Below are 12,584 nucleotides of genomic sequence, written 5' to 3' on the forward strand. Positions count from 1 at the left end.
GTTGCTCCTAATTTAGCAAATTGAAATTGTTTAATAACTACGTTTTTGTTGGTGTTGATATTTTCAGCTAAATAAGTGACTCTTCCGCCAATATTATTGTGACCAAGTTCTCTAATTATTTGATAGCTTTGGGGATAAAAATTGGGGTGATTATTCATGGGTTTTTAGTAAATATTAAAGAATAGCAAATAGTGCAATTATTCGATATAGTCTTGATGCTGATATTTTGATCATTCCTTAATTTATTTTAGCTTATATTTTTTTATTTAGCTATGATTTTAACATTTTTAATCTTACATTAATAAGGGTGTTATAGTGATATAAAAAAGCAGTCTTTACCATCAATAAGAGTTATTTAAAAAAATAAAAGTATGGTTTATCAATTGTTACTTAAACATCATTTATTTTGACTCCTAATAATGTAATGCAATTGATAATTTTTTCAAAGTTGCTACTGTAAGAAATTTGCTGAGAGATAATCATCCAATATTAAGAAAAAGCAGGTCTACTTAAAGTTGCTTTTATACCTGATTCCCAGATTTTCCATAGTTTTTTATCAATCAATTTTAAGTCATGGTACAAAGAATATTCTTCAAAACATAAATCGAAATACAGTTCCATATAACGGAGAATTTTAATTTTTTCTGCTCTATCAAGATGATTTATATTGAAATGAGAATATAAAATACTTTCAGGTAAATTTATAATTATCTCTTGATATCTTCTTGTATATTCCCCAATATTTGCGACTAAAAGTTGTTTCTTAACACCTTTATTCTGCGACAAAATACTGAATAAAGATATAACTAGAGCGATAGTTGCAATAACCTCACTTGGATTGATTTTCATAACTTAATTTATGGAGTAATAAAGTACAATTTTAACTAAAAATTGGTCTGATTTTCTCTTACGCAGAAAGCATAAGTTTGAATAATTTTGGTCAGTCATAAAAAATTACAAAATTAGCATTGTTTGACCTGAAGCACCCGATCTTCACTTAAATTCGACTTGAAAAGTTTCAAACAACACAAAAAGCTTAAAAAAAACTTACTACAACTTTTCCTAATTGCTGAACTCGCCAATAAGATTCCCACAACTAACAAAATTAATAACTTTTCAACCAACAAAATATTACACTAAGTATTATAATGTAACCATCAATCGAATATGTCAAAATAATCAAGCAAACAACATTACTGAACACAATTACGGAGAAAAAACAGTGGACTCCAAATATAACCCTGTATCCATTGAACAAAAGTGGCAAAAAAACTGGGCTGAACAAAACCAATATCAAACCCCCAAAAACAATACCCAACCGAAATTCTACGCTCTATCCATGTTCCCCTACCCATCCGGTAACTTACACATGGGTCATGTTCGTAATTACACCATCACCGACGTTATTGCCCGACTCAAACGGATGCAAGGTTATCGTGTCCTGCACCCCATGGGTTGGGACGCTTTTGGACTCCCCGCAGAAAATGCAGCTATTGACCGGGGTATCCCACCCGCAAAATGGACCCTTCAAAATATTGCCCAAATGAAAGAACAACTAAGACGTTTGGGTTTCTCCATCGACTGGGATAAAGAAGTCGCTACCTGCACCCCCGAATACTACCGTTGGACTCAATGGATATTCCTCCAATTTTTCCAAGCTGGTTTGGCCTATCAAAAAGAATCCGCCGTTAACTGGGACCCCATCGACCAAACCGTATTAGCCAACGAACAAGTAGATGGAGAAGGTCGTTCCTGGCGTTCGGGGGCAAAAGTAGAACGTAAATTGTTGCGTCAGTGGTTCTTCAAAATTACTGACTATGCCGAACAACTCCTCAATGATTTGGATAAGTTGTCTGGTTGGCCGGAACGAGTTAAACTAATGCAGGCAAACTGGATTGGCAAATCTGTCGGAGCTTATCTAGAATTTCCTATCGTCGGAATGGATGAAAAAATCGGAGTTTTCACCACCAGACCTGATACTGTCTACGGCGTTAGTTACGTTGTCTTAGCTCCCGAACATCCTTTGACGGCAAAAGTTACAACCCCCGAACAACAAGTCACTGTCGAAACTTTTATTCAAGAAGTCGCTGCCGAAAGTGAACTAGAACGTACTGCCGAAGATAAACCAAAACGTGGCGTTCCCACTGGTGGCAAAGCTATCAATCCATTTAATAACAAAGAAGTTCCTATCTGGATCGCCGACTATGTACTTTATGAATATGGAACAGGTGCGGTTATGGGAGTACCTGCTCACGATGTTCGGGATTTCCAGTTTGCTAAACAATACGATTTACCCATTAAAACTGTAATAGTACCTGATGATTCTGATAATGATGACTATGAACTAACAGAAGCATATACCGAAGTTGGGGTGATGGTTAACTCTAGTTCTTTTAATGGGGAAAAATCTACCTTTGCCAAAAAAGCAATTATTGAACTTGCTGAAGAGGAAGGTTATGGAAAAGGTCGCGTACAATATCGTTTGCGAGATTGGTTGATTTCTAGACAACGTTATTGGGGCGCACCAATACCTATTATTCACTGTCCGAACTGTGGTGCTGTACCTGTACCGGATGCAGATTTGCCTGTGAAGTTGCCGGAAGATGTAGAATTTTCTGGTCGCGGCCCCTCACCGTTGGCAAAATTAGAAGATTGGGTGAATGTTCCTTGTCCGAGTTGTGGTACGACCGCAAAACGGGAGACTGATACGATGGATACTTTTATTGATTCGTCTTGGTATTATTTGCGTTATCCGGATGCGACAAATGAGGAGCAAGTGTTTGATTCGGAAATTGTAAATGACTGGTTGCCTGTAGATCAATATGTGGGTGGTATCGAACACGCAATTTTGCATTTATTGTATTCCCGATTTTTTACTAAAGTTTTGCGCGATCGCGGCTTGTGTAATTTTGATGAACCTTTCGAGCGTTTATTAACTCAGGGAATGGTGCAAGGTATTACTTATAAAAATCCGGTGACTAATAAGTACATTCCGTTTACAGATGTGAATCCGGAAGAACCGAAAGATCCGAAAACTGGGGATAAGTTGGAAGTTTTCTTTGAGAAAATGTCTAAATCTAAATATAACGGTGTCGATCCTTTGGAGGTAATGGCAAAATATGGTGCAGACACGGCGCGGATGTTTATTTTGTTTAAAGCACCACCGGAAAAAGATTTAGAGTGGGATGATGCTGATGTACAAGGACAGTTTCGTTTTCTGAACCGAGTTTGGACTTTGGTAACGGAGTTTGCTGCCAATCATAGTTTGAGTCAGTTGAAGGTAAAAAATAATGGTATTACTCAAGCAGAGTTGAAAGATTTAGGTTGGTCTCGGTATTTGATTACTGAAATCACGAAAAATCTTTCTGCATTTAAGTTGAGAAATGTGGTAAAGGTTTATGCTATTAGTGATGTCAAAATGGCAATAGAAGCGAAATTTAATAATCCCGAAACTCAGCAAGAAACTAAGGATGATTTGCATAAAGGTTTAACTTTGATAGAAAGTAACTCTGATGGAGAGTTAAATAAAGCAGAGAAAGATGTCCGACGTGCGGTGCATACTGCTATCAAGGAAGTAACAGAAGATTTAGATGGAGATTATCAATTTAATACTGCTGTTTCAGAGTTAATGAAATTGAGTAATGCTCTCAGTGATGCTAGTTGCAAAAATTCTCCTATTTACGCTGAAGGTTTGGAAACTTTGCTCTTGTTGTTAGCACCGTTTGCACCACATCTGACTGAGGAGTTGTGGGAACTTGCTGGTAATATTGGTTCCGTGCATATTCATCCTTGGCCGAAATTTGACCCAGAAGCATTAGTGGTAGATGAGATCACATTGGTGATTCAGATTAAAGGTAAAACTAGAGGAACTATTCAGGTACCAGCAAAAGCAGATAAAGAAACTTTGGAAAAGTTGGCACGAGAGTCAGATGTTGGAAAGCGTAACTTGGAGGGTAAAGAGATTAAGAAAGTGATTGTGGTTCCTGGAAAGTTGGTTAATTTTGTAGTTTGATAAAATAGGGAGATGGGAGATTTTTCAGTTATCAGTTAAGTAGGTTAAGTGTTTCAGAAACCCGGTTTTTCTAAAAAACCGGGTTTCTAACTGGGAAAAACCGGGTTTCTAATTGTAAATTTTTTCACCTACCTATTTACTCATCTCAGTATTAACAAAATGTTGGGTTTCGGAGTCCCTCAACCCAACCTACCCCTGCTTTTTCTTAGCTTTGACTTTTTTCTAAGGAAGGCAACTTTTGTAGTAAGTAAAACAGTTAATAAAGCTTTGATTCTAAACTAAAAGCAATAGCTGTTAACACAGTTACGATCCAGGAGGCTAGCTGATGGCTGATGGCTGACGGCTAAATGCTCACATATTAACAAATAAATTTGAAGAAACAATTATTTGACATTTTTATAGATATAATTTTAGACTCTATCCTAACCACTCTTCAACTTAAAAAAATATCTGAAGATAACACAATCTTTCACTTATAACGGCAATTATAAACCATAGTTAGTCCAGAATATACAAAAGTAATTAAGCAACTAAGTCAAATTTGTGATAAAACGATAGAATTATAAGCCATAGTATCTGACCACATAATCTGAAAATTACCATGAGTGAAACAAACAACGAATTAGTCGAAAATATGCCCAGGGAACAAAGAGTTGGACAACTACGCAACTTAATTGAAACCTTGCATATAGCTGATGAAGTGGCCAGCAAAGGCTATCTAATCACTAGCTCTGAACTGGCAGACTTAATGGACATCAATGCTAGTGCAGTTACTAGCCGTGGAGACCATTGGGTATGGCGCAACTGGGTTGTGTCTAGAGTTCGTCGTGAAGGAAACCAAAGTGCGATTCGTTTCTGCTAAAAATTATGGTCATGTAGCACTACGTAAATAGGTTAGGACATTTATAAATGCTCAAACTAAGTCAGGAATTATTTTTGACTTTTGACTTTTAACTTGCCCGTAGGAAATAGTTGAAGACATTTATCAATCAGGATTTACCCATAGACCACATATATAGTGTCAAAAACTATAACGTTATAGTTTTTAAACTCCACATATAGTAGCTTTGCGTAAGTTCTGTAAATGCTCAAACTAAGTCAGGAATTATTTTTGACTTTTGACTTTTAACTTGCCCGTAGGAAATAGTTGAGGACATTTATAAATCAGGATTTACCCATAGACCTATATATATAGTAGCTTTGCGTAAGTTCTGTAAATGCTCAAACTAAGTCAGAGATTAATGCATGACTTTTGAATTTTAACTTGTGCGTAGCGCTATAGTACCAAAATGTGAGCAGAGTAAGGCCATTAGCCTTATAACTAAATGACCTTGGAGGTGAGATTCCTTCCGCCCAGGTGCAGGGTTGACAGCATCACCCCTACGGTAGCGACTAGCCATCAATCCGTAAAGCGGGGTGAAAAGGTGGTAAAGCTAACAGCTTAAGTTGGTTCCCATCAAGCAAAATACCCATTGGATAGCTATAGTGCGAAGATGTGAGAGAAGCGTCGTCACGTTCAACCAGTGAAATAAGCTGTGGCACTGGAGCCAAAAGGCAAAGGATAGGGAGTTAGCGAGATTTGGTTCGACTAACCAGCACTTCCCCTAAACCCGGCGCAAAGCATCATCCTAAAGGTATATAAATAAGGTCATTTGGAACGAAGTAACCCATGAAAAACTCTTTTTTTGAGCTTTCAGCAATCAGCTTTCAGCAGAAGAAGTCAGAAGTCATAAGTCAGAAGTCAGAAGTTAAATTCTTGCTGTGACTATACCTGATTGCTGATAACTAAAAAAGCTGTTAACTAAAAAAGCTGATAACTGATAACTGAATCAAGTAGGTGCTAACCGTATGTTTGATTGGGAGGGATTGTGTCAGAAGCAAAAGCACTTAATGGATAATGAGTAATGAATAATGAATAATGAATAATGAATAATGAGTAGTTTTCACTACTCTAATTATAAATTAGACAACCTCTGGGTGTTAATTATTAATTATTAATTATTAATTATTAATTATCAATTTAGGGTATGCAGACGGACACACGGTGATTAGGAATGTAGAGTTTGAGTAAGTAATATATATGTCTAATACGAGTTTAAAGACTACGGGGGAATGGAAGGAATGGCGCAATATTAACTGGTTAAAGGTTGAGCGTCGAGTCTTCAAGTTACAAAAAAGAATCTACAATGCCTCTCAACGTGGTGATGTTATTGCAGTTCGTAAACTCCAAAAAATGTTGCTCAAATCCTGGTATGGCAAGTTGTTAGCCGTGCGCAGTAGTTTATCTAGATTAAAACCTAACCCCCCAACCCCCTTAAGTGATACCGTTGGGGGAGAAAGGCTCCCCTCTCCTTGCAGGAAAGGGGTTGGGGAAGAAGTATTCATTTCTGAAACTTACCCACAAAATAAATCTAGACATCCTAGTAGGGTTAATCAAAGTAGCCAGGGTGAAAAAATAGCTGCAGTTGGTAGTATGAAATCATTGTCTCCAGAAAAATGTTTTGCCTTGGCGAAAAGATTGAAACTAAATAAGAAAGTTAAACCTGTAACCAGCACTGTTGAAGACTTTGCCAGGCAAATACTTGTCAAGATAGCTCTAGAAAAACAATGGGAACCCAAGTTTCATATTGATTCTCATGGGTTGATGCTAGGGAAATCATGTCAGGATACTATAGAAGCAATTGTTAATTGTGTCAAGTTTCAGCCTAAATATGTACTTAAAGCTGATATCACTAACTGTTTTGACTGTCTTGACAATGAACAACTTTTACAAAAATTAGATACCTATCCGACTTTACGCAAACAAATTAGGGTTTGGTTAAAAGATAGGAAAAAGTTGTTTTTAACAGATGAAGTTATTTCTCCACTACTGGTAAATATAGTTTTCTTTGGTATAGAAAAACAAATCAAATATTATGCTGAAACACTTAATAATAAATGTGAAAGTTTAAGTTTGATTCGTTATGGAAATAGCTTGGCGATCGCTCACAAAAATATTGAGGTAATTCAAAAGTGCCAAGATATAATTACAGAATATTTATCTGAATTATTTGGGGAATTAAAGCCAAGTCAAATCAGAATTTATCACACACTAAATAAGTGTGGTGAAGAAAAAGCTGGATTTGAGTTTTTAGGATTTAATATCAGACAATATCAGGTGAGTAAAAACCAAAGTAAGCTAGGTTTTCAAACCAAAATTAAACCAAGTAAGGAAAGTATCAAAATTCATTATTGTCAAATTGCTGAGGTGATAGATAAACATAAATCTGCACCACAAATTGCCTTAATCAGAAAACTCAATCCTCTTGTAAAAAATTGGGTAAATTATTACTCAAAATTTGTGAGTAAGAAAACTTTCCACGATGTGGATAGTTTAATATTCCAAAAACTTTGGGTTTGGGCAAAAAGAAGACATTCTAATAAAAATAACCATTGGATTTGTCAAAAATATTGGCAAACTATTGAGGGGAAAAATAGGGAATTTTCTGGTAGTAGCAAGAATGGCAATCAAGTTAGATTATTGAGACACGGAGACTGGATTTATTGGAGCAAAAAAAAGGCACTGAATATTTAATTCAAAAGATAAAAATAGGACTTAAACAACTAAATAATAAATGGAGTTTATTCTCCTAATTATTATTTTTCTAGTTATAGTAATCCTAAATAGGTTGTAAGATTTTATCGTAGGGGTTTGGAGACCAAACCCAAGCGCCAATGGATTTGGAAACCAAACCCCTACAGTTTTTTCTCACAAATTATTTGAGATTGCTATACTAAATTTAGTTTTTACTTAAGTCCTAAAAAAGACAAAGTGCTAACTGTAATTCATCAACATTACTACAATGTCAAAACTGTTAATAACGACAGTAGAGGTACTCTGTTAATTAGAGTTTAATCACTGAGGAGCCGGATGAGGTGAAAGTCTCACGTCCGGTTTTGAAGACGAGCAGTTCTGGTGATGGAATTGCTTAGTTTAACTTCTCTGGCAATTAGAAAGAGTAGATTAAATTTACTCATAATTTTCTGTTGAATTAGGAAATTAAAGATTAGCGATCGCTTACTTTTTTAGTTGAGGAGCGATCGCTTACTTTTTTTAGGAACCTAGAAGAATCTATAGAAGCCTAACCGTATACTTGCTTCCAGGAGGGGCTAACTAGGGCTTGCTGATTAAATCTAAAAGTCTTTATAGATAGGACTTACTGAAAAAGTCTTTTAGTAGTGGGTAGGAGCCAGAATCCAGAATTCAGAACTCAGGAGGAATAAGAATAATAGAAGAGGCAGCCAGAAGAATCTTCCCTTAATTTTTTGCCTCTCGAAATGCCCAAAATCCTACCTAGATTTTTGAGCTGGAATCACCTAAAAGCTGGTACTTTATTAGGGTCTATAAATGCTGAAAGCAATGCCCATAAACACTTTGATAAATAATTTAGCCAGCCCTAGATAGAGGTAAGTGCCTTTTTTAGTCGTGATTGATCGGGAACCGTAAAAGTACCAGATTTTTGCCCCTTTTGGGTAAAAAAGTGAGTATTTTGGTGATAGCAACCAAGTCAAGGAATAATTTTTCTGATTGATCGGGAACCGTGTACGCCTCCTACAACTCCTTATTCCTCTTGACTCTTCACTACTCCCTCCCAAGCGGAAAAAGATAGAAATATATTCCAGAACAGAGCTACTCCAGGAGATACTGATAACCATTAGCGCATATCCGACCTAGGAGGCTAACTGATAACTGAATTATGCTGGTTTAGCATAGACTCCCATCAATTCTAGAGTATCCTTAATGTTGAGAAGCAATTCTTGTTCAATGTTGAGGTATTCAAGTGAATCTATGGTTAGAACATAGGCAAACAACTCAAGCTCGATTGTCTCATTGTTCAAGTTAGTGAGACTGACTTTTTCCTCATTAAGTTTTGGATGCTTCGTGAACATACTTCGTAGATTTTCCATAATTTCTGGTAAACTATTATGGGCAATCTCGTAGTTTAAAACAACAGTATGCTTGAAAACATACTTATCGCGCCTACTATGATTAACAATCTGAGATGTCGAAACTACCGTATTGGGGACAGTAATAAGGGTGCGATCTTCCCTCCGAATTAAAGTTCCCTGTAAACCGATATCCTCTATTGTTCCTGTCACACCACCTAGCTCACAAAAATCCCCGATCTGCACCGAACGATTAATAAATAAAGTCAAACCACCCACCATATTTTCTATATATGGTCTCACTCCTAAACCAATAGCAATGCCACCAACTCCCAAGCTCGCTAAAATTGGGCCTACAGCTATACCAATTTCTGCACTACCATAATAAAAGACTATTAATGCTGCCAAAATTCCTAGCAGATCAAATCCATGACGAGCAATAATTGCTTGAAGTGACTTTTCTTCAACATGAGACGTATTAGCGATGACATAGCTACCAATGCCATTGAACACCATAAAAACTAACCAACCTAAAACCAAAGCTTCTAAAATAGTTGCTATTATCAATAGATTCTCTAAAATTTTACCCGTAATGTTTAATAGTTCATTAACCAGGAACTGCCAAAAGATAATCATCCCCAGAGCTAAAAGCGGTAGCAATAATCCTAACCATGCCTTTTGCTTGCGATCAATAGCAGTATAATAACGTTTCACAAAAAGTCGCATTGCCAAAATTTTAGCAATCAGCAATAAAGTGATTGTCACTAGGCTAAACCATTGCCAGAGAGTCTGTCCATACACCAGTATAGTTGTCCACTTTGGCAGCCAATTACTCCATTTAGGGGGTAGGAGGCTGCCAGGGGTACTAATATAAAAGGAGTAGAAATTAGGTGAAGTTTTCCATATATTTGATTGATTGTAGGGTAAATTTTTGATCTCTTGATAAAATGTTTTGAGGCGTTCGACTGTGTCAGTGGAGAAGAGAAATTCTCCTTCATTATAACCTTCTTTAACCAACTCAATGGTAATCTTGCTCTTGGGAACATTCCAACGAGTTATGGATTTTGCTGCAACAGTTTGTTCGTTAGGAATTTGGCTGACTGGAGGAAGGCCAACGCGGTCTAACACCTCTTTGAGTAATAATGCAGATTCTATACCAACATCTTTACGATCAATAGGGGCAACTTTTTCAAGATTTAAGGTTTGAAGAGCCCTATTAAAAGCCAAATCTGCATCATAGCCTTTTTTTCGCACCTCTGGTGAGTTCCTGAAACCGCTTTCCTGCTTTGTCTGTTTTTCGGCTTCCTTGAGCAGGACATAAGCCTTATTCATATTTACAATAAATTCCCTGAGAGTGTTATATGGACTGGTGGTAATAGGTGGTGCGAGGGGAGTATCGCTTGTATTATTGCCAATAACAGCATACTGACTTAGGAGAATGATAGCAAAAACAACTATCCCTTGTAACAAGAGTTTTTAATTAATCTCATATTCTGATAATAATCTCAACCAAACAATTTTAGAGACACTTTGTTTATAGAAAATAGGAAACACTGAATCTCAAATTTGTAGTAAATATTTATTCAGGTGATATAATATCGTATTTAGGGTTTCTCTGTAAATATATAGATAAGAATATTGAATAAAGATTTAAAAAATTAGAAATAAACTTCAAAATTATTGTCGATTGTTTAATGTATAGCAATTCTATTTGATTCCTGGTAAGCATTCAGTAGTCAGCCATCAGCTATCAGCTCTTTAATAAATAGTGCTAAATCTAGTAATATCAGTTAAATAAAGCATATTATTCCGGTAAGCATTCAGCACTCAGCTATTGATTTTATTTTGAGAAAAAAGCTTGATGATACGTTTCCCGATAAATCAGAAATTTTATCTGACTACAAAATTCAGTTCTCACTTTCTTTATTCCTTTAAATATATTTGTTAAAATTGAGGTTTTTATTGCTGATGGCTGACAGTTAATAGCTGAATGCTTACGATTCCTGTAAAAGATTTTATTGCTTTTAGGGAATAGGAAACAGGTAGGAGTTTGAGTTTTTTATTTACTTTTTTTATTGATCGCAACCTATTTAGGATTGCTATATAATGCACTAGGCTATTTAAGATGAAGTATAAATCTTAATTTTTAATGTAAAATTAAGCTAAATTTCACAACTTATTCATGCTGTTAGTTTTTCATAAATAAATAATAAAGTAAGCATTTAGCTGTTAGATATTAGCTATCAGTTAGGGTTTTGGGTCGGAACTGCCTCTTACAGAGGAGCTTTCCTACGGAATGCTTTGTATTCATGTGGTGCAGCGTTATTATTAATGAATATATATCCGACTTTTCTACTTTTGTAGTAATATTTAATTTTAGCTTAATAGTATGGTTTTTATCACAAATAAAAATCATAGCTGATAGTTTTTAGCTGAGGGCTGTTTGCACAGCATTCTCCAGGAAATGCTTACATAATAAAACTACTATGTAATGACAGATAAGGTTTATGAAATATCAACTTAAGCAGTTATTATTTTTATTTCCCATACTTCTAATATTAGTTAGTTGTAGTGGATTTAATAATTCTACAAATACAGGAGAACAGACTCAACCAACACAAACATCTACTACGCCAGCTAAACCATTAGATTATCAAAACTACACCTCAATTTTAAAGGAATATGTCAACGACCAAGGATTAGTTGACTACGAAAAATTAAAAGAAAATAGACAACCACTTGATGAGTTTAATGCTGCTATTGGAGCTGTCACTCCCAGCACTTATAATTCTTGGAATGATTCAGAAAAAATTGCTTTTTTAATTAATTCTTATAACTCTTTAACTTTAGAATCTATTATTGATAATTACCCCACTAAAAGTATTAGAAGAATCCCTGGTGTTTGGAAGATTAGAAAATTTGATGTTGCTGGGGAAAAAATGACATTAGACCATATTGAACATCAGGTTTTACGGAAAGAATTTAATGAACCAGGTATTCATGTTGCCTTAGTTTGTGCAGCAATAAGTTGTCCTCCACTTAGACGGGAAGCTTACACTGGTGAACTACTAGAAAAACAATTAGAAGATCAAGCTAGACAATTTTTAGGAGGTAGTCAAGGCTTCAGAATAGACAGTGAAAATAATACTGTTTATTTATCTTCAATTTTTAAATGGTTTGGTGAAGATTATGAAAAAACTTATGGTCAAGGTGAGAATATTGAAGGTTTAAATAAAACAGAAAGTTCTATTATAAATTATGCTCGTCAATATGTAAGTTCTGATGCTCAAAACTTTTTAGCAAAAGCTGGTTATAAAGTTAAATATTCTAACTATGATTGGTCTTTGAATGTTCAATAATAGTATGGGTATTTTAGTCGATGTAACACAGGCATCTTGCCTGTAATAATAGAAATCTGGTTTGTATAAAATGCCTTACTGAAAAACTAGGTTTTTTTGCTCTGAAGACGGGTTTATTTAATCTTACTAACTGGCAAGATGACTGTGTTACTAAACTATTAACTGGCAAGATGACTGTGTTACTAAACTATTAATTGGCAAGATGACTGTGTTACTAAACTATTAATTGGCAAGATGACTGTGTTACTAAACTATTAATTGGCAAGATGACTGTGTTACTAAACTAT

The 12,584-nt window shown here is 35.5% G+C and carries 6 protein-coding genes; 4 read left to right on the top strand and 2 right to left on the bottom strand.

Annotation, left to right across the window (positions count from 1 at the left end; all coding sequences use genetic code 11):
* Nucleotides 1-489: 489 nt before the first annotated feature.
* The gene (locus VKJ25_RS11870) at nt 490-849 is read right to left on the bottom strand and encodes a hypothetical protein (RefSeq protein ID WP_324236840.1); all 360 of its coding nucleotides are present in this window, start codon (nt 847-849) and stop codon (nt 490-492) included.
* 373 nt (nt 850-1,222) lie between these two features.
* Between VKJ25_RS11870 and leuS the strand changes: the two genes are divergently transcribed.
* The 3 genes from leuS to VKJ25_RS11885 all read left to right on the top strand — a co-directional run bounded on the left by leuS (nt 1,223) and on the right by VKJ25_RS11885 (nt 7,586).
* Entirely contained in the window at nt 1,223-4,012 is a 2,790-nt protein-coding gene (leuS, locus tag VKJ25_RS11875) for a leucine--tRNA ligase (RefSeq protein WP_324236841.1), read from the top strand.
* A 601-nt stretch (nt 4,013-4,613) separates the two neighbouring features.
* Nucleotides 4,614-4,874: a hypothetical protein gene (locus tag VKJ25_RS11880; protein ID WP_324236842.1), complete on the top strand. Its 261-nt coding sequence runs from the start codon at nt 4,614-4,616 to the stop codon at nt 4,872-4,874.
* A gap of 1,218 nt (nt 4,875-6,092) precedes the next feature.
* On the top strand, nt 6,093-7,586 hold the full coding sequence (locus VKJ25_RS11885; RefSeq protein WP_324236843.1) for a group II intron maturase-specific domain-containing protein: 1,494 nt from the start codon (nt 6,093-6,095) through the stop codon (nt 7,584-7,586).
* Nucleotides 7,587-8,746: 1,160 nt separating this feature from the next.
* Here the strand turns inward: VKJ25_RS11885 and VKJ25_RS11890 are convergent.
* On the bottom strand, nt 8,747-10,408 hold the full coding sequence (locus VKJ25_RS11890; RefSeq protein ID WP_324236844.1) for a mechanosensitive ion channel family protein: 1,662 nt from the start codon (nt 10,406-10,408) through the stop codon (nt 8,747-8,749).
* A 1,037-nt stretch (nt 10,409-11,445) separates the two neighbouring features.
* Between VKJ25_RS11890 and VKJ25_RS11895 the strand changes: the two genes are divergently transcribed.
* The gene (locus VKJ25_RS11895) at nt 11,446-12,297 is read left to right on the top strand and encodes a DUF547 domain-containing protein (protein WP_324236845.1); all 852 of its coding nucleotides are present in this window, start codon (nt 11,446-11,448) and stop codon (nt 12,295-12,297) included.
* Nucleotides 12,298-12,584 lie beyond the last annotated feature (287 nt).

Origin of the sequence: Okeania sp. (genome assembly GCF_035285525.1) — a bacterium.
Lineage (GTDB): Bacteria > Cyanobacteriota > Cyanobacteriia > Cyanobacteriales > Microcoleaceae > Trichodesmium.